Genomic DNA, 26,013 nt, shown 5'->3' on the forward strand with positions numbered 1-26,013 from the left:
AAATGGACAATATGACGACGGTACAAACAGAGGCCCTGAAAGAGCCGGCCGAGAAGAAAACCAGCCGGCTGGAGAAAAAAGACATCACCAAGGCGATGTGGATTTACTACCTCGGCGCAGAGCTGTCCAATTCCTATGAGCGTTTACAGAGCCTGATCTTCTGCGCTTCCATGACTCCCGTGCTGAAAAAGCTGTATGACACGGACGAGGAGCTCAGCAAAGCGCTCAAACGCCATCTTGTGTTTTTCAACACAGAGGGTACGTTCGGCGCGGTCATTCAGGGAATCGCCATTATGATGGAAGAAGAAAAAGCGAACGGCAAAGACGTGACGGACGATGCGATTACCGGACTGAAAACCGGCCTGATGGGCCCGATCGCCGGTATTGGCGACGCTATTATCTGGGCGGCGCTCATGCCGATCCTCATTTCCATTTTCCTGCCCTTTGCTTCCAACGGTTCGCCGGTGGGCGGGCTGCTTCCGCTGATTCTTTATCCGCTGATCACGATCGGCGTTTCGTATGTTCTGATTCACCAGGGATATACACTCGGAAAGAAATCCGTAACCTCTCTTTTGAACGGCGGAAAGATGCAGTCCATTATTTTCAGCGCCAACGTCATCGGGCTTACCATGATGGGCGCGCTTTCGGCAAGCTATGTGAAGCTCAGCACTCCGCTGACCTTTGTATTCTCGAGCGGAAACAAAATTGTACTTCAGGATATTCTGAATCTGATCGTTCCCGGCCTGCTGCCGCTGCTTGCGGTGTTCCTCATCTATTTCTACCTGAAAAAGCGCGGCCCCCGCTACAACCTGATTCTGGGAACGATCGTTGTGATCTCCGTTGCTGCGGCCTTCCTGGGAATCCTGTAAAGAACGCCGCAATACAACGGACGAAAACATAAAAGAAGGGAAACTGGTATCATGGCAAATATTTACACCCAAAACGGACTGCAGGAGGTGATAAACGCTTCCGGGCGCATGACCATTCTGGGAGTGTCCACGGTTTCCAAAGCAGTGGGCCGGGCGGTTGCCGAAGCAGCCGACCACTATGTCGTTATAGAAGACCTGATGAAATATGCCGGGAAGAAAATCGGCTCCATGGTCGGCGCACAGGATGCGTGCGTTACCTCCAGCGCCTCGGCGGGAATCGCGCTTTCGGTCGCCTCCCTGATCTGCAAAGACAGTCTGGAAAGGGTGCAGCATCTGTACGAGCTTCTCCCCGACACACAGCGCCGGGAAGTCATTCTCCTGAAAGGGCAGAATGTGGACTTCGGTGCGCCGGTCGGCGAGATGATCCAGATCGGCGGCGGAAAAGTGGTGGAGGTTGGATACGCCAACAAATCCACCTTGGGCGATATCCGCTCCGCGGTCAGTGAAAAAACGCTGGCGATCTTATTCGTGAAGTCGCATCACTGCGTACAGAAAGAAATGGTGGATGCCCGTTCGGCAATCGAATTGGCAAATTCGCTGGGGATTCCCTGCATTGTGGATGCTGCTGCGGAGGAAGATTTAAGCCTTTACAACCGTTTGGGTGCGGATTTTGTCTGCTACAGCGGGGCCAAGGCGATCGAGGGCCCCACCAGCGGGCTGGTTGTCTGCAAAACGGAAGAACTTGCCGCCAATATGCGCCTGCAGTATAAGGGAATCGGACGGGCCATGAAGGTGGGCAAAGAAAATATCATGGGCCTGCTCAAGGCCATGGAAGAATATCTTGCCGGCGAGCACCAGCCTGCGGTCAATCTGGATCAGCTCAGAGAGTTTGCCGAAAAAATAAGCTCCATCCCCGGATGCCGTACGCAGATTGTACAGGACGAGGCGGGACGGCTGATTTACCGGTGCAAGATTACGTTCGGAGAAGAGTTCGGCCTCAGTGCCGAAGAGGTTGTGGAACAGCTGAAAAAAGGGAATCCAGCCATTTATACCCGCGATTATCAGGCGAATTTAGGCTCAATTGCCATTGACCCCCGTCCGCTGCGTTCCGCGCAGGAGCTGGAAACAATCTACAACAGCATGAAACGTCTTAGCAAAGGAGATTAATATGGACGAAATTCAATTTTACAAAGGCCGCGTCGCGCTGAACTGCCTGACCAATTCCGTGCGCAACGCCGGGGAAATTCTGGAAGCGGCAAACGGCCATGTGGTCGTGGGGATTCTGTCCGCCAATTATCCCGATGTCGCCAGCGCGGTGAAGGATATGGAAATTTATCAGAAAGCGGTGGACAACAATATTTCCGTCGGGCTTGGCGCCGGAAACCCGAACCAGTGGCGCGCAGTGGCTGAAATTTCTTCCCAGATCATTCCCAAACACATCAATCAGACCTTTACGGCTACGGGGTTTACCCGCGGCAAGACCGGGGAGGGTCCTTTCCTGAACGCGATGGTGTCCCCTTGCGGTAGGCCGGGCTATGTGCGCATTTCAACCGGTCCGGTGAGCGGGAAGCTGGAACCCGTGATTGCGCCGGTTGCCACGGCGATCGCCATGGCGAAGGAACAGGGAGCGGATTCTCTGAAATATTTCCCGATGGGCGGTCTGAAGGTACGGGATGAGCTCACGGAAGTGGCGAAAGCCTGTGCCGACGCGTATTTCGGGCTGGAGCCCACCGGAGGAATCACCACGGAAAACTTCGGCGAAATTCTGCAGATTGTTCTGGATGCCGGGGTGCCGAAAATCATCCCGCATGTCTATTCCTCCATCATCGATCAGGAGACGGGGGATACCAGGATTGAAGAGGTCCGTAAACTCTATAAGATCATTACCGGGCTGGTAAAGTAATTTTACAGAATGACAGAACAGGATCCCCGGCGGTAAATTCACCGGGGATCCTGCTTGTAATGAATACCATTTTACTGCAAAAGGAGATTTCCTATGAAAGAATTTTACTATTCCGTTCGGGACGAGATGGGGATCCATGCCCGTCCGGCAGGTATCCTTGCAAAGGAAGCAAAAAAATACAGCTCTTCCGTTACAATCAGCAGAGATAAAAGCTCCGCCGATTTGAAGAAGCTTTTCGCGGTTATGCAGCTCGCGGTCAAGCAGGGAGAAAAAATCCGCGTTTCCGTAGAAGGCCCTGATGAAGCCGAAGCGGCGGCTGCCCTGGAACGCTTCTTCCGGGAGAACGTATAAGGGCAGGTTCGGCAGCCTGCCGCTATAGATATCCGTTTCGCTTCAGTATTCGATAAAAGATATAGGAACCCAGAAGCGCGATATAGTAAGATAAGAAAGTCGCTATAATATTCCATTGGTTCAGATAATAAACTCTTTTTATGAAAAAACCGCAGCCTTCTGTTAAAGTCAGCAGAAGACTGGACAATATTAAGACGGCATGATCGGGGAAATGATATTTACGTATGAAATAAATTGCAAAACATGGATAAAGGCAGAATAACCCCAATGTAAACGGGAGCGACGCGAGATTATAAAGATGAAAAGGATACAGCTTCCAGTAATAAAGGAATCCGATATCGTTAATCAAAAAGGCCATAGCGGCGGAAAAAGGGGCGATCAGAAACAGTACCTTTCTTTCCCGTATGAAGATCAGCGCCGCTATCCACGGGATGATAAATCCGATGATCATATTCAGTGTCAAAGTACATACACCAACCTTGCTTTTAAAAATAATATGCCAAGATTGTTGTCTAATATCCGGATCATCCTGTTTGTAACACAGGAGAAAACAGCCCTTTCAGTCGTAAAGGCCGAAAGGGCTGTTTTTTATGAACGCCGGATTTTCAGCCTTTTCAGAAGGCGCTTCTCATGCTCGCGTTTTCTTATGCCGCCCGTGTTCCGTTTATCTGGAACGTTCCGGAATTGGTCATGGCAACAGCTTTGATGATATCCCCTTCTACGGTCCCCTTCGCAAGGTACTTTAATTGAAAAAATCCGAGGCCGAGAGTTCCGGAAAACTCAAAGGAATTTCCACGGGTTTTCCCGTTCCTGAAAAAGCTTGTGCTTCCCATAGAACGGATAGAGCCGCTTAGCGTTCCGTGATCGTCAACAAGGGTTACGGTTCCCTTTTGGCCCCCCATTGGCGTATGCAGAGTAACGTTGTAAGTGCCGCTCATTCATTTACCTCTTTTCTGTTGGGATAATTTCAATATATGCCTTTGTGCACAGAGAGATTACAAGGCCTCAATACTTCCGGCGTTAATTTACTTCTTTCACATGATCGGTTCTTATTCGGCACTTTCCAGGAGCATCCCTCATATGATGGCATACAAGAATGGAAAGGAGTAAGGAACTATGTATAACAGGTGCCCCTGTCAGGACAACTGCAATCATATGATTTCTAAGGATTATGGCCCCGAACCTTTTACGATAAACATTGAGGAAGCTACCAGGAAAAATAATACTTTTCGGACCGCTTTATGGACAGGAAACCATTTGCAGCTTACTCTGATGAGCATTAACGTCGGGGATGACATTGGTTTGGAAATTCATCCGGACCTTGACCAGTTTCTCCGTATTGAACAAGGGCAGGGAATGATCAAAATGGGAGATCAGAAAGATAATTTATATTTTCAAAGGCGGGTTTCTGCGGATCATGCGATCATAATCCCAGCGGGGAAATGGCACAACTTAATCAATATCGGAAATATCCCGATAAAATTATATTCAATTTATGCGCCGCCCCAGCATCCTTGGGGGACAGTCCATAGGAACAAAGCCGATGCGATGGCAGCCGAATAGCGAAAATAAACAGCGTCTTGCCTTTGGGCAGGCGCTTTCTTGTTTTTGGGTATTCCGGCTTCCAGATATTACCTTTGTGTATTTGAAATCGATTCAGTATAATTTAAGAAAAAGAAAGAGAAAGAGTGATTGCCGATGCGCCAATGGGATATTTTTGTAAATGGAATCAAGCATGAAATTGTTTTTGAAGGATGTAAAATTTCAGGAAAAATCAAACTCCGTATTGACGGGATCCCGGTTGTATATTCCCCTTTTTTAGTGAAGGGGGTTGGTATGTTCTGTCCGTTTGAGGTGGATGGAAGCGAGATCATCCTAAGGCTTGACTTGAAAAATCACCCCGTCGGACTGATACAGGACGGCGTTTATCTGGAAACGGGAACGCCAATGGAAGAAACCGTACTGTCCGCTTTTCGTTCCGCTCAAGAGAGCCAGAACCCGATCATTGCAAACGACAGGGCGGGAATGGGAGCTTTTCTGACTTTTGTCGGCCTTACTTATGTGAACCTGATCCTGATTCTGATGAATGCCTCTCTTTCTTTTCCGTTCAGTGCAACCGTTCCTCAGCTTGTTCTCGGCATTGCTTTGTCGTGGAATGAAGAGTCCCCATCCACGGTTCTTTTCGTCTCAGGGATCGTGCTTTCTGTGATTTTTGCCTCCGTGTATTTGCTCCTTTACCTGCTTGCAAAGAAAAGGTTCTAGCCCGTTGTAGCCACCCTGGTTTTGGTCGTGCTGGATACATTGGTTGTGCTTTATCTGTCGCTTGACGATTTTACTTTTTATATCATCGATATTGTTTTTCACGCGTGGCTGATGTGGTCCTTGATCAAACTGATCGGAGCACGAAGGAAGCAGGCGGAGCAGTATCTTCAGTAGTTTACATAGCTTTACAATGCGGTTCTGCGATGCTATACTGAAATTACTGCTGATATAATCCAAAACGACAGCAGACACGAAGGGAAGGATCAATTTATGAACTGCTGCTGGTGCACGATTACGACGGAAAAACTGGACGAGTCCGTGGAATTTTACAGGGAGGTCGTCGGGCTCTCCGTAGCGCGGCGCTTTTCACCCAATCCGGGTACAGAAATCGCTTTTCTCGAAGACGAAAACGGCTTTGAGATTGAGCTGCTGCAAAACGGCAGATCTGTCGGCGCGGAAAAAGACGGTATCTCCTTGGGATTTGCAGTGAAATCGCTTACGGATACGCTTGCCATGGTCAAATCCAAAAAACTCGCCCCTTTCGGCGGACCCAAAAAAGTACCGGGGGCCTCTTTCTTTTTTGTGAAGGATCCTAACGGTGTTGCCATTCAGTTTGTAGAAAATGACCTCTGATGTCTGCAGCGCGGCAATATGCTGAATCCCCCGTCGGCCGGCTTGCCAACGGGGGATTCTCTCAGTATCTTCTTTAATAATTTGCCCTCTCAGTCTTACTGATATGCTCCCTTTATGAGAGACAGTGAAAAAGAAAAACACTGTTGATCATGAAGGGAGCATTTTGATGTCAAGTAAGTCAAAAATAGCAATTGCGAAAAAGGTAAGAATCACCCGGGAATATATAACTGGAAATATCTCAAGGGAAGAAGCCGCGAAACGGGCGGAAGTCGCACCTGATGTCATAACAGATTGGGCACGGATTTATCGCCAAGAGGGAGTTCTGGGCTTTGCGTCAGGAAAAAAGAATCACGTCTACAGCCAAGAGCTCAAAAAGCAAGCGGTGCTGGAATATTTATCAGGCGGATGTAGTCAGCACGCCATATGCGAGAAATACAAAATCCGGTCAAGAAAACAACTTCGATGTTGGATAAAGAAGTATAATAATCATGGAGAATTCAACTCCGTCAAGCATTCCGGAGGAGGAAGCTACATGAGAAAAGCACGCAGCACAACGCCAGATGAACGTATTCGAATCGTGAAAGATTGTATTGCATCCGGTAAAAATTACGGCGAGATGGCGCTTAAATATAATGTAAGCTACCAGCAGGCACGCACCTGGACGCTGAACTTTGAGAAAATGGGTGAAGCTGGTCTGCAGGATAGGCGTGGGCAGCGAAAAAAAGATCAGGCACCACGCACAGAGTTGGAGCAGGCACAAATTGAGATCGAACAACTTAAACACAAGCTGTATCTGGCGGAAATGGAGAATGCCCTGCTAAAAAAATTGGACGAGGTGGAGAGGAGGGATGCCTCTCGCAAGTAAGGCAAGGCCATATTTACACATCCATAAAAGAATGCCGTGCGGAAGCGGGATATCCCATCGAGACTGCCTGTAAGCTACTTCATGTCGCCCGTTCCGCCTACAATAAATGGGCGTCGGGGAACCAAAGCCGCAGGATTGCCGAAAACGAGTGGCTTGCGGAAAAGATCGAGAAAATCCATATGGAAAGCCCAGACAAAGGCTACCGCCGTATCAACGATGATTTGCGACACGACCACGATATCCACATCAATGACAAGAGGGTACTTCGCATCTGTCGGGCAAAGAACATAAAATCCACCATCAAGTACAACAACCACGGTTGCACAAGGCAGGCAAAGAATCCGCAGTATCTTGCCGAAAACCTTCTTGACCGCCAGTTTTTCGCCTCTCAGCCGAATGAGAAGTGGCTCACCGACGTTACTGAATTTAAGTGGTACGAAGGTCTTGAAGTACACAAGGTTTACCTCAGTGCTGTTTTAGATCTCTATGACAGGCGCATCGTAGCTTTCGTAATTAGTGAGCGTAATGACAATCCTCTCGTATTCAAGACCTTTGACAAAGCTGTCGGGAAAAATCCGGACGCACATCCCCTGTTTCACAGTGACCGGGGATACCAGTACACGAACCGTACTTTTCATCACAAAATTGACAAAGCCGGTATGACACAAAGCATGTCCCGCGTGGCACACTGCATTGACAACGGTCCAATGGAAGGCTTCTGGGGCATTCTGAAGCGTGAACGCTATTACGGCAAACGGTTCACCAGCAAACAGGCTCTTATCCAGATGATTGAGGATTATATCCGCTATTACAATACCCGGCGTGTTCAACGTAATCTGGGTGTCCTCACACCGATGGAGAAATACGAACGTTATCTTGCTGCATAAAAAGTGGACAGCAGCTTACGCCACTGTCCAGAAAATTTTTATAGTTTTTCATTGTCCTCTTGACGGGATGCGGTTCATACCGTCTGGGAGGGCTTTTTATTTGCTATTTCAGATTGGAATTGGTGGTAAATCATCATTTCATTATTTGAAGAAGGATTATTATATTTGCCAGGCTCTGTTTATTTCAGAGAATTGACATATCTGATATAAGTCTATGTGGTAAAATCCAATAATGAAACTTGTACTACGAGATAACATGCCAAATTGATGATTTTATGAATAAAGACCAGAGCTCATCGGGATTCCATGAATTCGATGAGCCCGTTTTGCTGTTGCCTTGCGGCTGTCGGAGAAACATTTTCATTTTTATCTAAAAGATAAATTTGTTACATTATGTTACATGTGTCGAAAATTGACGAAAAATCGATTATAATAAAAACAAATATTTTAGGGGGTAACAACAAAATGACACAAGAAGAAATCAAAAAATTAGACCGGCGTATTCGATCCATTGAAGACCCCTTTGGGACCGGATTTCTTGTTTTATACAAAACTATTCAGACAATGTCAGATTTCAAAGGGAAAAGCATGGGAGATATTGTCCGGCAATATACTTCCTGGAAGCTTCATGTTATGTAGTCATTGCTGTTTCGGTGTCGTAGGAATCTGAGTTCCTAAGTCCGGAGAATTTACAAGATAATCATTTATTACTTCATCGGACCAACCTAATTCCTGAAGCATACGCCTTATTTTTTCTGCTGTTTCTACCTTTGTCTCTGCTTTTACCATCGTTTACATCTCCAATCAAATTAATGTTCTTCCATTATACCGATTTTTCTTGAACATTAATTGCCGAAATGCGATTATTATATGATTACAGAAATTACCATATGCTTCTGAAACGATTCCTGCAGTTTAGGCGTTTTATAATGAACTGCAGGGTTCCTCTATTATGCCATAATCTGCGGCTCTTTTCGATTAAATATCAGATGGATATAAATCAGCGGGCCTGCATAATCTTGCGGGTCTGTCTGTATTTAAGAAAAACTGCATGACAATACTGTTCCTTTCTTCAAACAGCAGCAGTTCCTGACCGGATACGGCAATCAATTTGAAAGACATGTCCGCTGCCTGTTCATCATTTTCACAGATTGTTTTTATAGCGGAAATGAGTTCCTTGGGTTTGCTGACCATTTCTATCTCTATCCGTTTGAGAAGATTATGCCAATGGTCCGAAAGCCGTACCGCGTCTGTCGATGAGCCGTCGCTCGCATATCCGCCTCCCAACGGGAAATAAACGGTGCCGGGCTTAACTTCCACCATCGTTAAGACATGGGCCTTACGTAAGCAGTCGTATTCTTCGTCCGATGGGGCATGGGGATAAAGTGACAGGACGTCATTTAGCTTCCGGTTGGAAATAAGTTCCGGCCAATTGTCATGAAGAATACGAACCAAATCCTGCGACGCGAACAGATGTTTTTTCTGATGACGGTATACTTGCAAAAAATAGGCTGTTGTATCCGTAAAATATACAAATAGCTCGTAGTCGCTTCCATTTTCCACGCGTGACTGGAATTCGGACAAGGCTGCTTCATAACCTGGCGGACAGGAAAATTCTTTTGAATAGCATGCCTGCCGTTTTTTTTGTGGAATCTGCAGCTTCTTCACCTTAAAATATTCAGTAGCGCTGTGTTTTGCGGACGATGGAGTGTATCCCATATTTTTTAGCCGGTGCCACAGAATAGCGTTAAAATCAGCACATAAATCAATGTCGATACTCCATTTTTCTTCCTCTAAAATGGAACTGTGATATTTCATAGCATTCACCTTTTTATTGCGCTCATTTCTGAACATATGGTTTAATTAAATTATAACATTCCAAGTAAAATCTGTCACTTTATTTTTCTTTTGTATCTTATTGGACTTGACGATATTAGTGACGATTTTAAGTAGGAAGACATAGGGTAAAGACAAAACGCCACATAAAAGTGCCAATATTGGCCTTTTGAGTCTTTCATAAAACCACACAAAAACAGCAAAAGCCGCATGAACGCTGAATTTTTCAGTATCCATGCGGCTTATTCTTTGGTCCGAGTGGCGAGACTTGAACTCACGGCCTCTTGACCCCCAGTCAAGCGCGCTACCAACTGCGCCACACCCGGAAACAACGTTAATTAGTATATCACAACATCCAAAGCCTTGCAAGTGAAAACTTCTATTTTTACCGATAAACTGCTCAAAATCTCTCCGCTGAATTTAATGACGCGATTACAGCGAACCTGAAAGGATAGCAATCGTAAAGAAATCAGCATCAGAAAAAGCTCTGATGCTGACCTGACTATTCTTCGTCCTCTTTTTCCCGGACGCTGTGCGGCGACTCATTTTTTGCATAGTTCTCATATTGATATTTTTCCGCCTGATATCGCTGAGAAGCGGGCCTTGAATTCAGGTATTCCTGAACTCTCAGATCGTTTGAGAAAAGCATGCTGAATTCCGGCGGAAGATGGCTGGGTTCTTCATTCATAAATTCACCCCGAAGAGTATTCTCCGCACTTGCGGTGGATTCATGCGCTGTCGTTTTCCTGTTTTGGCGGCACTTTTTTACCGCTGTCCGGGCAGCATAGCGGATTTGCGACAGCCAGCAGGGACAACTGATCACCAATGACTGTGAAGAGTTCTCCTAATACTGCCAATTCGTCATTTGTGACGCAATGGGCAATCTGCATGGAAATAGCCGCAGCAAGTGTTACAAGTTTTTCACCACAACAGTTGTTCATGTCAGCTCAAACTTTCTGAAAAAATGAATTTCTACTGTTTCCGCGTCGATATAAGATTCCAGAGCATGATATGCATAGGGGAGAGGAAGCCGCTGAAACGGATAATGGTCATACATGAAATATCATCTCTTTATTCCCAATGTTATATTATACGCAGGGAAAATGCAATTGACAGAAAAAGGAGGATGCATTTTTAGTCGGGTTTGTATTATAATAAAAACGATTTGTTTTTATTGGGTGGGAAAAGGATGTATCAGGAAAAGAATAAAATTCGGAAAACACTTTCAGCATTTGCTGTTATCATAGTAGAACTGGCTCTTATGGCGGCGACGACTGTCGTTTTTGTTATGGCGTTTGAACACGTGGAGGCAAAGAACACCGAAGCAAAGCCGACGGCCGGCAGCAGTGTGCCTTCGTCCTCCGCCGCACAGTCGATTCCAAGCCAGACGAGTCAGCCGGCCGGTCAGCAGTTTCAGCAGCCGGATGACTGGAGGCTTGTTTTGGTCAATTACGAGCATACGCTTCCGGACACCTTCGAATCGAAAATCGTACATGCATTCAATGTGGATATGGACTCAAGAATTGTCGAACCGTTTCGTCAGATGCGCGACGCCGCTTTAAGGGACGATATTCACCTTTGGCTGTCTTCAGGCTATCGCAATGATGAGAAGCAGCAGAAGCTTTATTCGGAAGAAATTGAAGCTTTTTACAAAACAGGGATCAGCTATGAGGACGCGGTAAGCGAGGCTGCCAGATCGGTTGCGCCTCCGGGTACCAGCGAGCATATTACGGGGCTTGCCATTGATGTGAACGGTGTGCTTGAAGATTTCGGCGGCACCAAAGAATTCCACTGGCTTTCGGAGCACGCGCAGGATTACGGTTTTATCCTCCGTTATCCAAAGGACAAGCAGGATATCACCCATATCAAATACGAATCCTGGCATTTTCGCTATGTCGGGGTGGAACACGCGAAGAAAATGAAAGAACTGAATCTGTGCCTTGAGGAATATATAGACTATTTCAATAAAAATCAAACTGCTTCTCATTGAATATTACCCTCGAGTTTGGTATAATGAACCAATAGACAGGTTTCCAATTTCATAACAACGAGAGGGGTCTGGCAGTCAATGCAGCAAAAAACAGTAAGGACAAGGTTCGCGCCGAGCCCGACAGGCTTTATGCATGTCGGGAATCTCCGTACGGCTTTGTATGAATATTTAATTGCAAAATCGCTCGGCGGCACTTTTGTACTGCGTATTGAGGATACCGATCAGGAAAGGCTTGTACAGGGCGCCGTGGATATTATCTACAATACGCTTGAAAAAGTCGGCCTGAAGCACGACGAGGGACCGGATATCGGCGGCGGGTACGGCCCTTATGTGCAAAGTGAGCGCAAGGATATTTACAAACCGTATGCGGAACAGCTTGTCAGGGAAGGAAAAGCGTATTATTGCTTCTGCACCAAGGAGCGGCTGGACGCGCTGCATGAAAGCAAAGAGGACGGAACTTTTTCCGGGGGATATGACCGCCACTGCCGCGACCTGCCCAAAGAGGAGGTCGACCGGCTGCTTCAGGAGGGCACGCCGTATGTGATCCGCCAAAAGATGCCGATAGAGGGTTCCACCACCTTTGACGATGCTGTGTACGGTTCCATCACGATTGAAAACAGGGAGCTGGAGGATCAGATCCTCATTAAATCCGACGGTTATCCGACTTATAATTTTGCAAACGTTATCGATGACCACCTGATGCAGATTACTCATGTGGTCAGAGGCTGCGAGTACCTGACTTCCACGCCGAAGTACAACCTGCTTTATCAGGCTTTCGGGTGGGACGTGCCTACCTATGTCCATCTTCCGCTGATTATGGGAAAAAATGAGGACGGCAGCGTTTCCAAGCTGTCCAAGCGCCACGGCTCCACCGGTTTTGCGGACCTGATACGGGAAGGGTATCTGCCGCAGACCATTGTCAATTATATCGCGCTTCTGGGCTGGTGCCCGAAGGAAAACCGCGAGCTGTTTACGCTTTCCGAGCTCGTTGAAAATTTTTCGATCGACGGCATCAGCAAATCGCCCGCCGTGTTCGATTACGATAAGCTGACCTGGTTTAACGGGGAATATATCCGCGCCATGTCGGAGCAGGAATTTATAGAAAACGCCATGCCGTATTTCAGAGAGGTTTTTCCGGACGCGGAGCTGAACTGGCGGGTGCTCGCTTCCATTTTACAGCCCCGCGTGACCAAGCTTACGCAGATTCCGGAAATGATCGGATTTTTGAAGGAGCTGCCGGAATATCCGGCCGATTTCTTTGTGAATAAGAAGAGCAGGACCAATCTTGAAAATTCGGCCCAGATGCTGCAGGAGTCCATTGCGGAACTGGAGAAGACGGACGACTGGTCGGTGGAAGGACTGCACGATCTGCTGATTGCGCTTGCACAAAGGCTGGAAGTGAAAAACGGGACCCTGCTGTGGCCGGTGCGTATCGCGGCGGCGGGGATGACGGTCACGCCCGGCGGAGCGATGGAAATCCTTGCCATACTGGGCAAGAGGGAATCCATCCGCAGGCTTCGTATCGGTCTTGAAAAATTGCAGGCATAAGGAGCGGAAACGAAAATGAGTGACGAAATAACGACTGGCGGCGAAGCGGAAGCTTCCGGTAATTTTATTCATACCTTTATAGAAGAGGATATTGCTCCGCAGGGCAGGTTTGAGGGGAAAAGGGTCCACACCCGTTTTCCGCCCGAGCCGAACGGATACCTGCACATTGGCCACGCGAAGGCGATCTGCATCGACTTCGGTACCGCGGAGAAGTTCGGCGGTATCTGCAATTTGCGGATGGACGACACCAACCCGACCAAGGAGGACACGGAGTACGTGGACGCCATTCAGGAGGACATCCGCTGGCTGGGTTTCACCTGGGACGACCGTTTTTACTATGCCTCCGATTATTTTCCGAAAATGTATGAATTGGCCGTCAAGCTGATCCGGGAGAACCTTGCCTATGTCTGCGAGCTGACTCCGGAGCAGATGCGCGAGAACCGGGGCGACCTGACAAACCCGGCGGTCAGCCCGTACCGCGACAGGCCGGTGGAGGAAAGCCTCGATCTGTTTGAGCGCATGAAAAACGGGGAATTTGAGGATGGGAAAATGACGCTCCGCGCCAAAATTGATCTGGCCTCCGGGAATTTCAACATGCGCGACCCCGTGATTTACCGCATCAACCATATGACGCACCACCGCACCGGCAGCACCTGGTGCATTTACCCCATGTACGATTTCGCGCACCCCATCGAGGACGCTCTGGAGGGAATCACCCATTCGCTGTGCTCGCTCGAGTTTGAAGACCACAGGCCGCTTTACGACTGGGTCATCGACCACATCGATCTGCCGGACAAGCCCAGACAGATCGAATTTGCCCGTCTGGGCATCAACAACACCGTCATGAGCAAGCGCAAGCTCCGCCTGCTGGTGGAAAACAATGATGTCAGCGGCTGGGACGACCCCCGCATGCCCACGCTCTGCGGGCTTCGCCGCAGGGGCTACACGCCGGCCTCCATCCGGAATTTCTGTGAGCGTATCGGCGTTTCCAAGGTCAACAGCACGGTGGAGTACGGCTTTTTGGAGCACTGCCTGCGGGAAGATTTAAACAGGAACGCGCAGCGCACCATGGCGGTGCTGAATCCGGTCAAGCTGGTCCTGACAAATTATCCGAAGGATAAAACCGAGGAATTTGAAGTGGAGAACAATCCCGAGCGCCCCGAGGACGGCACAAGGACGGTTTTTTTCTCCCGCGAACTGTGGATTGAGAAGGAAGACTTTATGGAAGAGCCGGTAAAGGGTTACTTCCGGCTTTTCCCGGGCAATGAAGTGCGGCTGAAAACGACTTATATTGTTCGCTGCACCGGCTGTAAGAAAGATGAAAACGGCGATGTCACCGAGGTTTACGCGGAATATGACCCGCAGACCCGCGGCGGCAATACGCCGGACGGCAGAAAGATCAAGGGCACCATCCACTGGGTGGACGCAAAAACCGCCGCCGATGCGGAAGTACGTCTGTATGACAGCCTGTTTACCGTGCCGGACCCGGAAGCGGGGGACTTCCTTACCCAGCTGAACCCGGATTCCCTCAAGGTGCTGACCGACTGTAAGGTGGAACCGTCCCTCGCGCGAGCGGAGGGAGTTCATTCCTATCAGTTCATGCGTCAGGGATATTTCTGCCAGGATAGCCGCGACAGTACGCCGGAGCACCCGGTCTTTAACCGCTGCGTATCTCTGAAAGACAGCTTCAAAAAGAAATAAGGAATGCAAAAACTCGCTGCCGGAAAAGCAGCGAGTTTTTATGTCTGCCCGTATATTCCCTGTACGGCGACCTCTCCGGCGTTGATGGATAACAGGCTTCCGTCCCCGCACCGGACGATCAGTTCCCCGGCGGGGGAAATATCCACCGCCGTCGCGGTGACGGACTCTTGATTTCGGGTAAAGCCGACGGTACGGTTTAAGGAAACGCAGAGCGTTTTGTATTCCGCAAGGATCGCTTCGGGACGGTCGATATCATCGCACAGAATCTCTTCGAATTCCTTCAGGATTTTTTGAAGCAGTCCTATACGGGTGATTGGCCGGCCGCATTCCCTGCGCAGGGAGGTTGCCTTTCCGGACAGCTCGTCGGGGAAATTTTCCATATTCACATTGATGCCGATGCCGACGACGACGTACTCGATCCGGTCGATTTCCGCAGCCATTTCCGTCAGGATGCCGCAGACCTTTTTGCTTCCGATCACGATGTCGTTCGGCCATTTGATCATGGCCGGGGTATCCGTCTGTTTTCGGATCGCCCGGCAGACGGCGAGCCCGGCTAAGAGCGTGATGCCCGTTACCTGTACGGGCAGGCTGCCGGGCCGCAGCAGCACGGAAAACCACAGCCCCGTTCCGGAAGGGGATTCCCAGGTACGGCCAAGGCGGCCCTTGCCGCCGGTCTGCCGCTCCGCAATAAACAAACTGCCGTTCGGAGCGCCGGAAAGAGCCTGGCGTTTTGCCTGCGCGTTGGTGGAATCGATGCTGTCAAAGCTGAAAACGGTTTTTCCGAGCGCTTTTGTTTTCAGACCCGAAAGAATGGTCTCCGGCGTGATCTGATCGGGGGAGGAAACAAGGCGGTAGCCGCGGTTTGTAACGGATTCGATTTCATAGCCCGCGCTTCTCAGGGTGTTGATGTGCTTCCATACGGCGGTGCGGGAGACCAGCAGCTGCTCGCTGAGCTCCCCGCCCGAAACATAGTCGTTGCGCCCTTGCAGGTATTTTAATATTTCGTCCTTCGTAGACATGCGATCACGGCCTTTATTTCATAATTATAAACAGATTATACCCTTTTTCCCAGTAAGCGGGCAAGCAAATATGAAAAATATATTGTAGGTTCAGCGGATTTCGTGATATACTATATTATATATTTTTTAAAGAAAGTAAATTGCGGAAAGCGGGGTGCTGAACATGGATGTCAGGCCGGGTGATATTTTACAGATGAAAAAGGCGCATCCATGCGGAAGTAAAACCTTTCTTGTCCTTCGTTCCGGCATGGATTTTAAAATTCGCTGCACCGCCTGCGGGCATGAGATCATGGTTCCAAGGCTGAAATGCGAAAAGAATATTAAAAAGATTATCAGGGAAGAGCCGCAGCACGAATTGTAGCTCCTTTATTTATCAATAGAATCAATGAAGGAGAATGACTATGTTTGAAAATCTGGAAGTTTTTGAAAAACGGTATGAGGAGCTGAACCAGAAGCTCTATGACCCTTCGGTTTTATCCAATCAGGCCCTCTATACCGAACTGATGAAGGAGCATAAAAATATCACGCCCATCGTCGAAAAATACAGGGAATACCAAAAGGCCGTCCGCTCCATGGCGGAAGCGCGCGAGCTGCTGGAGGACGGCGGCCTTGATAAAGATCTGAAGGAAATGGCCGACGAGGAGTTTCAGGCCGCGAAATCGGATATTGAGCGGTGTTCCGAGGAGCTGAAAATCCTGCTTCTGCCGCGCGACCCCAATGACGACCGAAACGTCATCGTTGAAATCCGGGGCGGTGCCGGCGGCGAGGAAGCCGCCCTTTTTTCAGCCGTCCTGTACCGTATGTACAGCATGTACGCGGAAACGAAGGGCTGGAAAACGGAAATTCTGAACGTCAGCGAAACAGAGCTGGGCGGGTTTAAAGAAATCAGCTTTATGATTACCGGCGACGGGGCGTATTCCCGCCTGAAATATGAAAGCGGCGTGCACCGCGTGCAGCGCGTGCCGGAAACGGAGACGCAGGGCAGGGTGCACACCTCTACCGCCACGGTCGCTGTTCTGCCGGAAGCCGACGAAGTGGAAATCGAGATCAATCCGAAGGATTTACAGATCGACACCTACCGTTCCAGCGGGGCGGGCGGCCAGCACATCAATAAAACCTCCTCCGCAATCCGGATTACCCATTTGCCTACGGGCACGGTGGTAGAATGCCAGGATGAGCGGAGCCAGTACAAAAATAAAGACAAGGCAATGAAAGTGCTGCGTTCCAGGCTGTATGAGGCGAAGCTGCGGGAGCACGACGAAAAAATCGCCTCCGAACGCCGGTCACAGGTGGGAACCGGCGACCGTTCCGAGCGGATACGCACCTACAATTATCCGCAGGGGCGGATGACCGACCACCGGATTGGTCTGACTATTTACCGCCTGGACGATATCTTAAATGGGAGTCTCGATGAAATGATAGACGCTTTGATTACGGCGGACAGGGCCGCAAAGCTTCAAAACACTATAGACAACCAATCGGAAGAGAGAGAATAAAGCAATGCAGACCCTAAGGCTGAACGCAAACAACCGGGAAGACATCCTTACCGCCGCCCAGATTCTCAGGGACGGCGGTCTGGTCGGCATCCCGACGGAAACGGTTTACGGGCTTGCCGCCAACGCGTTGGACGGAAAAGCCGTCTCTGGTATTTTTGCCGCGAAGGGCAGGCCCATGGACAACCCTTTAATTGTACATATTTCTGATTTTGACCAGATTGGCCGGCTGGTTCGGGAAGTAACGCCCGAAGCCGAAAAGCTGGCAAAGGCATACTGGCCCGGTCCGATGACGATCATTCTGCCGAAGTCGGACAAAATTCCGGACGAGGTGAGCGCCGGGCTCGACACGGTCGCTATCCGTTTTCCGTCCCATCCCGCCGCCAGGGCGCTGATCGATGCCGCGGGAATTCCGCTTGCCGCGCCGTCCGCCAACCTTTCCGGGCACCCCAGCCCCACGACCGCCGGGCATGTCCTCAACGATCTGGACGGGAAAATAGAGGCGGTGGTGGACGGCGGGCCCTGCGGGGTCGGGGTGGAATCGACCGTCGTTACCTTAGCTTGCGATCCCCCGCGCCTGTTAAGGCCGGGTGGCATTACGCTGGAGCAGCTCCGCAGTGTTCTGGGAACGGTGGAAATGGACAGCGCGGTGCTGCATCCGCTGAAGGAAGGCGTTCGCGCTTCTTCTCCCGGCATGAAGTATAAGCATTATTCGCCGAAAGCGAACGTAATTATCATTGACGGCAGTTTTGACGCATATAGAAATTATGTAAACAGCCACGGCGGCGACGGTACCGCGGCCCTCTGCTACAGCGGGGAGGACGCGGAGCTGACGGTTCCGACCGTCTGCTACGGCGGGGAAGACGATTACGGCGAGCAGGCGCGCGAGCTTTTCGACGCGCTGCGCCGCCTTGACGAAATTCACGCGAAAACCGTTTACGCACGCTGCCCTGAGCCGAAGGGCGTGGGCCTTGCCGTTTATAACCGGCTGATCCGCGCGGCTGGATTTGAGGTGCTTCATCTTGACTGATCTGGTAATCGGACTGACCGGCCCGACGGGCGCCGGAAAATCGACCGTGGCCGCCGCCTTTCAGAAGGCGGGCTGCCTGATTGTGGACGCGGACCGGATCGCCCGCGAAACCATTGCGGACGAAAAATGCCTTGCGGCTTTAAAAGCCGAATTTGGGAATGATATTGTCGGGGAAGACAACCGGCTGAACCGCACGCTGCTGGCGCAGCGCGCCTTTGCCGATCCAAGAAGCACACAGCGGCTGAACGCGATCACCCATCCGCTCATCAAAGAGGAAGTGATCCGCAAAATCGCCGAATACCGGCAAAAAACTGCGAAAGCGATTGTTCTTGACGCTCCCCTCCTTTTTGAAAGCGGGGCCGATTCGCTCTGCACGACCTCCGTGGCGGTCACCGCGCCCGCCGAAGTCCGGCTTTACCGCATTGTAAACCGCGATTCCATCACGCCGGAGCTGGCCAGGGCGCGGATGAGCACGCAGCAGGACGACGCGTATTACAGCTCCCGCGCGCAATATCAGCTTACCGGCACTATGAGTGACAGCGATATCCAGGAAAGAGTGAATCAGCTTTTGGAGAAAATTATCGGAGATTATGCATGAAACATTTTAAAAGAATTCTTCTGGCCTGCGCGGCGGCCGCCGTTTTGCTGCTGATCGGTTATTTTGCATTGAATCGGGGGTATACTTTTTTCATGAAAAGGGCGTATCCCCTTCAATATACACAGCTTGTGGCGAAAGAGGCGACGGCCAACCGGCTCGACCCCGCGCTGGTCTATTCCGTGATCAAGGCGGAGAGCAATTTTGACCCGAACGCCCGGTCGCACGCCGGGGCCGTCGGCCTGATGCAGATGACGCCGGATACTTTTGAGTGGGTGCAGACCAAGCTGAAAAGCGACACGAAATATGTGGAAGAGGACCTTTACGCGCCGGACATCAACATTCGTTACGGCTGCAAGCTTCTGGCCCTTCTGCTTGAACGGTACAGCGAGAAGGCCACCGCGCTGAGCGCGTACAATGCCGGAATCGGTACGGTAAACACGTGGCTGAAAAATCCGGATATTTCCAAAGACGGCGCCGTGCTTGACAGCATCCCCTACGAGGAGACGAGGAACTATGTGGACGCCGTTTTAAAAAATTATGCGAATTATAAAAAACTATATCAATTTAACAGCAAAGGAGAAACGATCGATGGCTAAAAATATGGGAAAAGACGAATTGAAAAAGCTGACAGAGGAGCTTTTGCTCAACCGGAAAAACGGCTATTTTCAAATGGAGGATGAGACGGTTAAAAAAGCCGATGATTTTTGCGAGGATTACAAAAAGTTTTTGAATCTTGCGAAAACAGAGCGCGAAGTGACCGTTTTTGCGTTGAAAGCGGCTGAAAAGGCCGGGTTTGTGCCCTTTGACCCTCAGAAAAAATATCAGGCGGGAGATAAGGTTTATTACAACAACCGCGGAAAGGCTGTGATCCTTGCGGTGATCGGTAAGAACGGCTGCAAAAACGGCGTGCGCATCGCCGCAGCCCATATCGATTCGCCAAGGCTTGATCTGAAGCCCCATCCGCTCTATGAGAAGGACGATATTGCGTTCTTCAAATCCCACTATTACGGCGGGATCAAAAAATATCAGTGGACCGCCATCCCGCTTGCCATGCACGGGCTTGCCGTACGCAAGGACGGCGTCTCCGTGGAAATCCGCATCGGCGAGGAACCGGGCGAACCGCAGTTCTGCGTAACCGATCTGCTTCCGCACCTCAGCGCCGAACAGATGGAAAAGAAGCTTTCCAAAGCGATCGAGGGCGAAAACCTGAACATCGTTTCCGGCAGCCGTCCCGTCCGGGCCGACGAGGGTGAAAATCTGGTGAAACTGAACATTATGAAGCTGATTCACGACAAATACGGTATGACCGAGGAGGATTTTGTCTCCGCGGATATTGAATTCGTACCGGCGTTCAAAGCCTCCGACATCGGCTTCGACCGCAGCATGATCGGCGCTTACGGCCACGACGACAGGGTCTGCGCCTATCCGGCTCTGATGGCCGCGCTGCATGCCGGAACGCCCGACAGCACCATCCTTACGGTTCTGGCCGACAAGGAGGAGATCGGCAGCGACGGAAACACCGGCCTGAACTCCCAGTTTATGCGCTATTTCATTTCCGATCTGGCTCACGCCGAGGGGCTGGAAGCAAGGCATGTTCTGAGCAAATCCAAATGCCTTTCCGCCGATGTGACGGCCGCGTATGACCCGAACTACGCCAGCGCGTACGAGCCAACCAACTCCTGCTATATCAACGACGGTGTCGGTATGGCCAAATACACCGGCTCCAGGGGAAAGAGCGGCTCCAGCGAGGCGTCTGCGGAATTCGTCGCCGAAATCAGAAACATTTTTGAGCAGAATAACGTGCTGTGGCAGATCGGCGAACTGGGCAAGGTGGACGGCGGCGGCGGCGGAACCGTTGCGTTATACATTGCCAACCTGAATGTGGATGTTCTCGATGTCGGCGTTCCGGTCCTTTCGATGCATTCTCCGTTTGAGGTTGTGGCGAAGCTGGACGTCTATATGACCTATAAGGGAATCAAGGCTTTTTACGAGGCAAGCTAAAGAGAAATGAAAACAGCCTGACCTGTGTTTTCCCCACAGTGTCAGGCTGTTTTTGTATCTTTCAAATACGAAACCTCAGGCTTTTTTGAGGCTGAGCGGATGGCTTACAGCGTACATTTTTCAATTCCGCTGAACACAATGCCCCGGGACGCGTCCAGCGTGACCGTCGTGCCGCTCTTTAAAATCTGCACCGCGTTTTCCGCCGCGACGATCACAGGCTTGTCCAGCGTCAGCCCGACAATCGCCGCGTGAGAGTTCATTCCGCCGAATTCGGTGATGATTCCCGCAGCGCTTTTTATGATACGGAGAATTTTGTTGCTGGTCTGCGGAATGACGAGGATATCGCCGTCCTTAAAATTTTTCAAAGCCTCGTCTTCGTCGGCACAGACGCACAGGTTGCCGCAGACGGCGCCCTTGGTAACGCCGATGCCGGACACCAGCACGTCGCCGACCAGCTGGACCTTCAGAAGATTGGTGGTGCCGGAAACGCCGAGCGGCACACCGGCGGTAATCACCACGAGGTCGCCGTTTTTGACAAGGCCCTGACTGCGGGCGACGTCGACTACGTGGTCGAACAGTTCGTCGGTGTTGTCTTTTTCATCCATCATAATCGGCACCACGCCCCAGGAAAGATTCATCTGGCGCTGGACGGTGGGATCGGTGGTTCCGCTGATGATCGGGCATTCGGGGCGGTACTTGGAAATCATGCGGGCCGTTCTGCCGGATTTCGTTACGGTCATAATCGCGACCGCGCCGAGGTCCTGGGCGGTTGTACAGGTTGCGTGGGAGATCGCGGAGGTGACATTGGGCTGTTCGGTGAAATCGCGTTTTTCAAAGCGGCCCTTGTAATCGATATCCTGTTCGGTGCGCTCCGCAATGATCGCCATGGTCTTCAAAGCCTGAATCGGGTAGTTCCCCGCGGCGGTTTCGCCGGAGAGCATGATGGCGCTGGTTCCGTCGTAAATGGCGTTTGCAACGTCGGTAGCTTCCGCACGCGTCGGGCGCGGATTTTTGATCATGGAATCCAGCATCTGAGTCGCCGTAATGACCTGCAGCCCGGCATTGTAAGCCTTTTTGATCAGCTTTTTCTGAATGACGGGGATTTCCTGAAGCGGAATCTCTACGCCGAGGTCGCCTCTGGCGACCATGATGCCGTCCGATACCCGGATAATGTCGTCAATATTTTCCACGCCGTCCGAATTCTCGATTTTCGCAATGATGCGGATTTTATGGCAGTTGTGTTTTTCCAGCTCCGTTCTCAGGTCGATGATGTCTTTTGCGCTGCGCGTAAAAGAAGCGGCGATAAAGTCAAAATCCTCCCGTACGGCGAAGGCAATATCTTCCTTGTCCTGTTCGCTGATAAACGGAAGGGAGAGCCTGATGCCCGGTACGTTGATTCCCTTATGGGCCGAGATGGTCCCGCCGTTGACGACGCTGCAGTGGATGTCGGTTTCGGTGCAGGAAAGTACTTTCAGCTCGATCAGGCCATCGTCGATCAGGATTCTGGCCCCGGTGGAAACCTCCAGCGGAAGCCGCTCAAAGGTGATGGAAGCAATGGTTTCATCACCGACAATATCCCGGTTGGTCAGCGTAAAGCTTTCGCCGGTTTTCAGTGTAATTTTTGGCTGATTAAAGTCCCTGACACGGATCTCAGGCCCTTTGGTGTCGAGCAAAAGCGCGACGGGAATCTTGAGTTCGCTGCGCAGCTTTTTGACCGCGTCCGCGCGCACCTTCTGTTCCGCAGAGGTCTGATGGGAGAAGTTCAGTCGGGCGACATCCATGCCGGCGAGCATCAGCTGCCGCAGTACGTCGATATTATCTGTCGCAGGGCCGAGAGTACATATGATTTTGGTTTTTCTCATGTTCTAAGACTCCAATCCTAACGTAAAAATAGAAATCAAAAATTTTACCCAGTGTATATGATATTATATTTATCGCCATAAATCAAATGAATTGTCAGATATTGTATACAAGCCTGAAATTGAGAAAGCGGTTGAAATTATTTGATTTAAGTTATACAATGATATCATTATAAGAAAGCTGCCGGTTTTCCATCCGCAAAGGAAAATCGGTTTGGCGGATTGCGGTAAAGCGAACCGTAGAAAAGGGGGCGGCTCATTGCGCAGACGCGGAGAAAAGATCATGAAAAGCCGCACTGGCTGGCGGAATGCCGATCAGGTGCGAAAAATAAAAATCGTTATGACCGTCATTGCGGTCATCGTCTGTATTTCGGTTGCCTCGGGAGCCATTCTGGTGTGGGTCCAGCTCAAGCATCCGTTCACGAAACCGGCGTCCGCTTCGGTTTCCGGTACGGTCGAGGAAACCTCTTCCAAAAGCGGGGCGCTGCCTGTCTACGACGATTCCTATAATCTAATGGTGGTAAACGCGTCCACCCCGATCAAGTCTGATTTTCAGGTTCAGCCCGGGCAGCTGGAGGGAATCACCGTCGATACCAGAATCGTTCCCGCGCTCCGAAAAATGATGGACGATGCGAAATCCGCGGGATGTCCCCTGAAGCTGACAAGGGGCTATGTGGACGCGAAGGAGCAGGACAAGCTCTTTGCCGCCGCCGTACAGGATCTGGTGAAGAATCAGGGTTTTACGCAGGTACGGGCGGAAAATCAGGTGCAGAATACCGTCGGGCGCGGAGGGTATAATGAAAATCAGACCGGTATGGCGGTGGAGTTTGCGGCGGAGGGCGAAACCGCGGGTACTGATTTTTCCACTACACCGCAGTATAAATGGCTTGTCAAGAACAGCGTGCAGTACGGTTTCGTGCTGCGGTACACCGAAGCAAAGACCGCGATTACCGGTGTGGCGTTCAGCCCGCGTCATTTTCGGTATGTCGGCAGCGGCAACGCCGTAAAGATGCGGGAATATTCCATGTGCCTGGAAGAATTTGCGGCGTATATCCACAAGCAAAGTCCGAAATAAGCAGAAATATTCCTGAAATACGATTTTTTACTTGCAATTTGGGAATCTCTATGGTAAAATTCAAATGTTAAGTTGCAGTTTGGTTGAAAGAGGTGACAGGTAATGAAGGAAAATATACATCCCAAGTATAAAGAGACTACGATCACATGCGCATGCGGGAATGTTATAAACACAAAATCCACGAAGGAAAACATCCGCGTTGAAATATGCTCCAAGTGCCACCCGTTCTTTACAGGTAAGCAAAAGCTTGTTGATACAAGCGGACGTGTTGATATGTTTAAGAAGCGTTACGGTATGGGCAAGTAATTGACACTATTGAGTTTTCTTGGATTAGCTTAGGCGGCGCAGGCTTTCTGCGCCGCTTATTTTTTGTGGAGGATGCCCGTGGTTGAGTATCGAACAGTTGAAAAGGAAGCCCTTGCAGAGTTTGTCGAGAGGCGCTCGCGCTTTATCGGCTGCGTAAAGCCCGTAAAAACCGAGGAAGAGGCGGTTTCATTCATCAATTCCGTAAAATCCAAAAACTGGAACGCGGCCCATAACGTCTACGCGTACTCGCTCCGCCAGGGACAGATCAGGCGCTATTCGGACGACGGCGAGCCGCAGGGCACGGCGGGGATCCCGGTGCTGGACGTGCTGGTGAAGTCCGGCGTGGTGGATACGGCGGTTGTGGTCACCCGGTATTTCGGCGGGATCCTGCTCGGCGCCGGGGGCCTTGTGCGGGCCTATTCCCACGGGGCGTCCATCGCGCTGGAGCAGGCCGGAATCATTACGATGAGAACCTGCCTGACGGCTGAGGTCTGCTGCGATTACAATCAGTACGGCAGAGTGAGCGCGCTGATACCGGAAAGCGGCGGGACGGTGGACAATGCGGAGTTTACCGACTCTGTAAGGCTATCTTTTCATATGAGCGACGAAGATATGCGCTCCTTTGAACAAAAACTGGCAGACGCCACCTGCGGTCAGTGCAGGGCGGAGGTCACAGGAGAAAAGTTTTTTAAATTTTCCTGAGAATTGAAGGGATTTTGTATCATCCTGCGTATATCTATATGAAACCCAAAGGATTATAGAAACAGGCGGTGATATGATGACAGTCCGTGAACGTACACAGGAGATTGAAGAACAGACCCTTTCGTCCTATGCCGCGCTTTCCAGGAATACGCTGGGCAGGGATGTTCCCGAGGAGGAGTGCGATCTGCGCACGCCCTATCAGCGGGACCGGGATAAAATCCTTCACTGCAAGTCTTTTCGCCGGCTTAAGCATAAGACGCAGGTCTTTCTTTCCCCGGAGGGGGACCACTACCGCACGCGCCTGACCCACACGCTGGAGGTTTCACAGATTGCCCGCACCATAGCAAGGGCGCTCCGGCTGAACGAAGATCTGACGGAGGCGATTTCCCTCGGCCATGATCTGGGGCATACGCCGTTTGGCCACGCGGGGGAACGGGCGCTGGACCAGCTTTGTCCCGGCGGGTTCCGCCACTACGAGCAAAGCGTGCGTATCGTGGAAAAGCTTGAGAAAAACGGCGCCGGACTCAATCTGACAAAAGAGGTGCGCGACGGAATCCTGTGCCATACCAAGGGCAGGGAAGCAATGACGCTCGAGGGAAGGGTTGTCCGTACGGCGGACCGGATTGCCTACATCAATCACGATATGGACGACGCCGAACGGGCGGGAGTACTGCTGGAAAGCGATATTCCGCAGGACATCAAATCCGTTTTGGGCGGACGGCGGACGGAAAGAATCGATACTCTGGTCCATTCCGTCGTGAACAACAGCCGGAACGGGGAAATCAGAATGGACCCGGGGGTTCAGGAGGCCTTTGACAGGCTGCACGATTTTATGTTTGAGTCCGTCTACCTGAATCCCTACGCAAAGGCGGAAGAGAAAAAGGTTCCGAACCTGATCGGCGCGCTGTACAGCTATTATCTGCAGCGGCCCGAGCGTTTCCCGCCCGATATGTGCCTGATTGCGGAGCAGGACGGAATCGAGCGCGCCGCGTGCGATTATATTGCGGGGATGACCGATCATTTTGCGGTCCAGCTGTTTCAGGATATTTATGTGCCGAAATCCTGGAAAATATAAATTTGAATAA

Annotated in this window: 29 protein-coding genes, 1 tRNA gene and 1 pseudogene; 23 read left to right on the plus strand and 8 right to left on the minus strand. The window is 50.7% G+C overall.

The window, feature by feature from the left end; all coding sequences use genetic code 11:
- Window positions 1–2: 2 nt before the first annotated feature.
- The 4 genes from VXK30_RS07700 (at window position 3) to VXK30_RS07715 (ending at window position 3,123) form a co-directional block, all read left to right on the plus strand.
- Window positions 3–869, plus strand: coding sequence for a PTS system mannose/fructose/sorbose family transporter subunit IID (locus tag VXK30_RS07700; RefSeq protein WP_275714295.1), 867 nt, complete (start codon window positions 3–5; stop codon window positions 867–869).
- A gap of 51 nt (window positions 870–920) precedes the next feature.
- Window positions 921–2,036, plus strand: coding sequence for a DgaE family pyridoxal phosphate-dependent ammonia lyase (locus VXK30_RS07705; protein WP_275714297.1), 1,116 nt, complete (start codon window positions 921–923; stop codon window positions 2,034–2,036).
- 1 nt (window position 2,037) lies between these two features.
- Window positions 2,038–2,772: a 2-dehydro-3-deoxy-phosphogluconate aldolase gene (gene dagF, locus VXK30_RS07710; protein ID WP_275714299.1), complete on the plus strand. Its 735-nt coding sequence runs from the start codon at window positions 2,038–2,040 to the stop codon at window positions 2,770–2,772.
- A gap of 93 nt (window positions 2,773–2,865) precedes the next feature.
- Complete coding sequence (locus VXK30_RS07715) at window positions 2,866–3,123, plus strand: HPr family phosphocarrier protein (RefSeq protein WP_038323895.1); 258 nt, start codon at window positions 2,866–2,868, stop codon at window positions 3,121–3,123.
- A gap of 644 nt (window positions 3,124–3,767) precedes the next feature.
- On the opposite strand, the gene VXK30_RS07720 is transcribed toward VXK30_RS07715, so the two are convergent.
- A complete protein-coding gene (locus VXK30_RS07720; protein ID WP_275714301.1) occupies window positions 3,768–4,061 on the minus strand; it encodes a hypothetical protein in 294 nt (97 codons plus the stop codon).
- Between the two features lie 223 nt (window positions 4,062–4,284).
- On the opposite strand from VXK30_RS07720, the pseudogene VXK30_RS07725 reads away from it, so the two are divergent.
- From VXK30_RS07725 to VXK30_RS07750, 6 genes and pseudogenes are all read left to right on the plus strand, one after another.
- A pseudogene (locus tag VXK30_RS07725) lies at window positions 4,285–4,686 on the plus strand (cupin domain-containing protein); the annotation flags it as partial.
- Between the two features lie 273 nt (window positions 4,687–4,959).
- The gene (locus tag VXK30_RS07730; protein WP_275714305.1) at window positions 4,960–5,385 is read left to right on the plus strand and encodes a hypothetical protein; all 426 of its coding nucleotides are present in this window, start codon (window positions 4,960–4,962) and stop codon (window positions 5,383–5,385) included.
- 45 nt (window positions 5,386–5,430) lie between these two features.
- Window positions 5,431–5,559: a hypothetical protein gene (locus VXK30_RS07735; protein ID WP_275714307.1), complete on the plus strand. Its 129-nt coding sequence runs from the start codon at window positions 5,431–5,433 to the stop codon at window positions 5,557–5,559.
- Between the two features lie 96 nt (window positions 5,560–5,655).
- Window positions 5,656–6,018, plus strand: coding sequence for a VOC family protein (locus VXK30_RS07740; protein WP_275714309.1), 363 nt, complete (start codon window positions 5,656–5,658; stop codon window positions 6,016–6,018).
- A gap of 124 nt (window positions 6,019–6,142) precedes the next feature.
- On the plus strand, window positions 6,143–6,883 hold the full coding sequence (locus VXK30_RS07745; RefSeq protein ID WP_275718016.1) for a transposase: 741 nt from the start codon (window positions 6,143–6,145) through the stop codon (window positions 6,881–6,883).
- A gap of 23 nt (window positions 6,884–6,906) precedes the next feature.
- A complete protein-coding gene (locus VXK30_RS07750; protein ID WP_275718017.1) occupies window positions 6,907–7,770 on the plus strand; it encodes an IS3 family transposase in 864 nt (287 codons plus the stop codon).
- A gap of 639 nt (window positions 7,771–8,409) precedes the next feature.
- Here VXK30_RS07750 and VXK30_RS07755 read toward each other — a convergent pair.
- The 5 genes from VXK30_RS07755 to VXK30_RS07775 all read right to left on the minus strand — a co-directional run bounded on the left by VXK30_RS07755 (window position 8,410) and on the right by VXK30_RS07775 (window position 10,547).
- Window positions 8,410–8,559 carry a hypothetical protein gene (locus VXK30_RS07755; RefSeq protein WP_275717759.1) on the minus strand — a complete coding sequence of 50 codons (150 nt, stop codon included), beginning with the start codon at window positions 8,557–8,559 and terminating at the stop codon, window positions 8,410–8,412.
- A 189-nt stretch (window positions 8,560–8,748) separates the two neighbouring features.
- A complete protein-coding gene (locus tag VXK30_RS07760; RefSeq protein WP_275717760.1) occupies window positions 8,749–9,588 on the minus strand; it encodes a hypothetical protein in 840 nt (279 codons plus the stop codon).
- A gap of 268 nt (window positions 9,589–9,856) precedes the next feature.
- Window positions 9,857–9,932: transfer RNA gene (locus VXK30_RS07765), tRNA-Pro, on the minus strand.
- A 176-nt stretch (window positions 9,933–10,108) separates the two neighbouring features.
- Window positions 10,109–10,294, minus strand: a complete 186-nt coding sequence (locus VXK30_RS07770; RefSeq protein ID WP_275717761.1) for a hypothetical protein — start codon at window positions 10,292–10,294, stop codon at window positions 10,109–10,111.
- 40 nt (window positions 10,295–10,334) lie between these two features.
- Window positions 10,335–10,547, minus strand: a complete 213-nt coding sequence (locus tag VXK30_RS07775) for a DUF6774 domain-containing protein (protein WP_275717762.1) — start codon at window positions 10,545–10,547, stop codon at window positions 10,335–10,337.
- A gap of 248 nt (window positions 10,548–10,795) precedes the next feature.
- Here VXK30_RS07775 and VXK30_RS07780 point away from each other — a divergent pair, with 248 nt between their 5' ends.
- From VXK30_RS07780 to VXK30_RS07790, 3 genes are all read left to right on the plus strand, one after another.
- Window positions 10,796–11,596, plus strand: a complete 801-nt coding sequence (locus VXK30_RS07780) for a M15 family metallopeptidase (protein WP_275717764.1) — start codon at window positions 10,796–10,798, stop codon at window positions 11,594–11,596.
- Between the two features lie 78 nt (window positions 11,597–11,674).
- Window positions 11,675–13,144 (plus strand): glutamate--tRNA ligase, encoded by a 1,470-nt coding sequence (gene gltX / locus VXK30_RS07785; protein WP_275717765.1) that lies wholly within the window; start codon window positions 11,675–11,677, stop codon window positions 13,142–13,144.
- A gap of 15 nt (window positions 13,145–13,159) precedes the next feature.
- Window positions 13,160–14,845: a glutamine--tRNA ligase/YqeY domain fusion protein gene (locus tag VXK30_RS07790; protein ID WP_275717766.1), complete on the plus strand. Its 1,686-nt coding sequence runs from the start codon at window positions 13,160–13,162 to the stop codon at window positions 14,843–14,845.
- Window positions 14,846–14,883: 38 nt separating this feature from the next.
- On the opposite strand, the gene VXK30_RS07795 is transcribed toward VXK30_RS07790, so the two are convergent.
- Complete coding sequence (locus tag VXK30_RS07795) at window positions 14,884–15,864, minus strand: biotin--[acetyl-CoA-carboxylase] ligase (RefSeq protein ID WP_275717767.1); 981 nt, start codon at window positions 15,862–15,864, stop codon at window positions 14,884–14,886.
- A gap of 163 nt (window positions 15,865–16,027) precedes the next feature.
- On the opposite strand from VXK30_RS07795, the gene VXK30_RS07800 reads away from it, so the two are divergent.
- Genes VXK30_RS07800 through VXK30_RS07825 form a run of 6 tightly spaced genes read left to right on the plus strand, consistent with a single transcriptional unit; the run spans window position 16,028 to window position 20,986 of the window.
- The gene (locus tag VXK30_RS07800; RefSeq protein WP_275717768.1) at window positions 16,028–16,225 is read left to right on the plus strand and encodes a DUF951 domain-containing protein; all 198 of its coding nucleotides are present in this window, start codon (window positions 16,028–16,030) and stop codon (window positions 16,223–16,225) included.
- Window positions 16,226–16,265: 40 nt separating this feature from the next.
- Window positions 16,266–17,360, plus strand: coding sequence for a peptide chain release factor 1 (gene prfA / locus VXK30_RS07805; RefSeq protein WP_275717769.1), 1,095 nt, complete (start codon window positions 16,266–16,268; stop codon window positions 17,358–17,360).
- Window positions 17,361–17,364: 4 nt separating this feature from the next.
- Window positions 17,365–18,387: an L-threonylcarbamoyladenylate synthase gene (locus VXK30_RS07810; protein WP_275717770.1), complete on the plus strand. Its 1,023-nt coding sequence runs from the start codon at window positions 17,365–17,367 to the stop codon at window positions 18,385–18,387.
- Window positions 18,380–18,985 (plus strand): dephospho-CoA kinase, encoded by a 606-nt coding sequence (gene coaE, locus VXK30_RS07815; protein ID WP_275717771.1) that lies wholly within the window; start codon window positions 18,380–18,382, stop codon window positions 18,983–18,985. The genes VXK30_RS07810 and coaE overlap by 8 nt, the downstream gene beginning before the upstream one ends.
- Window positions 18,982–19,581 (plus strand): lytic transglycosylase domain-containing protein, encoded by a 600-nt coding sequence (locus tag VXK30_RS07820; RefSeq protein ID WP_275717772.1) that lies wholly within the window; start codon window positions 18,982–18,984, stop codon window positions 19,579–19,581. The genes coaE and VXK30_RS07820 overlap by 4 nt, the downstream gene beginning before the upstream one ends.
- Window positions 19,574–20,986 (plus strand): aminopeptidase, encoded by a 1,413-nt coding sequence (locus VXK30_RS07825; protein ID WP_275717773.1) that lies wholly within the window; start codon window positions 19,574–19,576, stop codon window positions 20,984–20,986. Before VXK30_RS07820 ends, VXK30_RS07825 begins: the two co-directional genes overlap by 8 nt.
- 104 nt (window positions 20,987–21,090) lie before the next feature.
- Here the strand turns inward: VXK30_RS07825 and pyk are convergent, their stop codons facing one another.
- A complete protein-coding gene (gene pyk, locus VXK30_RS07830) occupies window positions 21,091–22,848 on the minus strand; it encodes a pyruvate kinase (RefSeq protein WP_275717774.1) in 1,758 nt (585 codons plus the stop codon).
- 280 nt (window positions 22,849–23,128) lie between these two features.
- Between pyk and VXK30_RS07835 the strand changes: the two genes are divergently transcribed.
- From VXK30_RS07835 to VXK30_RS07850, 4 genes are all read left to right on the plus strand, one after another.
- Complete coding sequence (locus VXK30_RS07835; RefSeq protein ID WP_275717775.1) at window positions 23,129–23,920, plus strand: M15 family metallopeptidase; 792 nt, start codon at window positions 23,129–23,131, stop codon at window positions 23,918–23,920.
- Between the two features lie 102 nt (window positions 23,921–24,022).
- Window positions 24,023–24,226 carry a 50S ribosomal protein L31 gene (gene rpmE / locus VXK30_RS07840; protein ID WP_038323919.1) on the plus strand — a complete coding sequence of 68 codons (204 nt, stop codon included), beginning with the start codon at window positions 24,023–24,025 and terminating at the stop codon, window positions 24,224–24,226.
- Window positions 24,227–24,304: 78 nt separating this feature from the next.
- A complete protein-coding gene (locus VXK30_RS07845) occupies window positions 24,305–24,928 on the plus strand; it encodes a YigZ family protein (RefSeq protein ID WP_275717776.1) in 624 nt (207 codons plus the stop codon).
- A 76-nt stretch (window positions 24,929–25,004) separates the two neighbouring features.
- Window positions 25,005–26,003 carry a deoxyguanosinetriphosphate triphosphohydrolase gene (locus VXK30_RS07850; protein WP_275717777.1) on the plus strand — a complete coding sequence of 333 codons (999 nt, stop codon included), beginning with the start codon at window positions 25,005–25,007 and terminating at the stop codon, window positions 26,001–26,003.
- The last annotated feature ends 10 nt before the right edge of the window (window positions 26,004–26,013 follow it).

It is taken from the genome of Caproiciproducens sp. CPB-2 (assembly GCF_036287215.1).
Classification (GTDB): Bacteria; Bacillota; Clostridia; order Oscillospirales; family Acutalibacteraceae; genus Caproiciproducens.

Bases quoted from the DNA above. Each gene is read 5' to 3' on its own strand.
- VXK30_RS07705 (WP_275714297.1), top strand. From the start codon at position 921: ATGGCAAATATTTACACCCAAAACGGACTGCAGGAGGTGATAAACGCT.
- VXK30_RS07795 (WP_275717767.1), bottom strand. From the start codon at position 15,864: ATGTCTACGAAGGACGAAATATTAAAATACCTGCAAGGGCGCAACGAC.
- VXK30_RS07740 (WP_275714309.1), top strand. From the start codon at position 5,656: ATGAACTGCTGCTGGTGCACGATTACGACGGAAAAACTGGACGAGTCC.
- VXK30_RS07760 (WP_275717760.1), bottom strand. From the start codon at position 9,588: ATGAAATATCACAGTTCCATTTTAGAGGAAGAAAAATGGAGTATCGAC.
- VXK30_RS07790 (WP_275717766.1), top strand. From the start codon at position 13,160: ATGAGTGACGAAATAACGACTGGCGGCGAAGCGGAAGCTTCCGGTAAT.
- VXK30_RS07715 (WP_038323895.1), top strand. From the start codon at position 2,866: ATGAAAGAATTTTACTATTCCGTTCGGGACGAGATGGGGATCCATGCC.
- VXK30_RS07775 (WP_275717762.1), bottom strand. From the start codon at position 10,547: ATGAACAACTGTTGTGGTGAAAAACTTGTAACACTTGCTGCGGCTATT.
- VXK30_RS07810 (WP_275717770.1), top strand. From the start codon at position 17,365: ATGCAGACCCTAAGGCTGAACGCAAACAACCGGGAAGACATCCTTACC.
- VXK30_RS07730 (WP_275714305.1), top strand. From the start codon at position 4,960: ATGTTCTGTCCGTTTGAGGTGGATGGAAGCGAGATCATCCTAAGGCTT.
- gltX (WP_275717765.1), top strand. From the start codon at position 11,675: ATGCAGCAAAAAACAGTAAGGACAAGGTTCGCGCCGAGCCCGACAGGC.
- VXK30_RS07720 (WP_275714301.1), bottom strand. From the start codon at position 4,061: ATGAGCGGCACTTACAACGTTACTCTGCATACGCCAATGGGGGGCCAA.
- VXK30_RS07850 (WP_275717777.1), top strand. From the start codon at position 25,005: ATGACAGTCCGTGAACGTACACAGGAGATTGAAGAACAGACCCTTTCG.
- VXK30_RS07700 (WP_275714295.1), top strand. From the start codon at position 3: ATGGACAATATGACGACGGTACAAACAGAGGCCCTGAAAGAGCCGGCC.
- VXK30_RS07835 (WP_275717775.1), top strand. From the start codon at position 23,129: ATGAAAAGCCGCACTGGCTGGCGGAATGCCGATCAGGTGCGAAAAATA.
- dagF (WP_275714299.1), top strand. From the start codon at position 2,038: ATGGACGAAATTCAATTTTACAAAGGCCGCGTCGCGCTGAACTGCCTG.
- VXK30_RS07825 (WP_275717773.1), top strand. From the start codon at position 19,574: ATGGCTAAAAATATGGGAAAAGACGAATTGAAAAAGCTGACAGAGGAG.
- VXK30_RS07820 (WP_275717772.1), top strand. From the start codon at position 18,982: ATGAAACATTTTAAAAGAATTCTTCTGGCCTGCGCGGCGGCCGCCGTT.
- VXK30_RS07780 (WP_275717764.1), top strand. From the start codon at position 10,796: ATGTATCAGGAAAAGAATAAAATTCGGAAAACACTTTCAGCATTTGCT.
- VXK30_RS07770 (WP_275717761.1), bottom strand. From the start codon at position 10,294: ATGAATGAAGAACCCAGCCATCTTCCGCCGGAATTCAGCATGCTTTTC.
- prfA (WP_275717769.1), top strand. From the start codon at position 16,266: ATGTTTGAAAATCTGGAAGTTTTTGAAAAACGGTATGAGGAGCTGAAC.
- VXK30_RS07800 (WP_275717768.1), top strand. From the start codon at position 16,028: ATGGATGTCAGGCCGGGTGATATTTTACAGATGAAAAAGGCGCATCCA.
- pyk (WP_275717774.1), bottom strand. From the start codon at position 22,848: ATGAGAAAAACCAAAATCATATGTACTCTCGGCCCTGCGACAGATAAT.
- rpmE (WP_038323919.1), top strand. From the start codon at position 24,023: ATGAAGGAAAATATACATCCCAAGTATAAAGAGACTACGATCACATGC.
- VXK30_RS07755 (WP_275717759.1), bottom strand. From the start codon at position 8,559: ATGGTAAAAGCAGAGACAAAGGTAGAAACAGCAGAAAAAATAAGGCGT.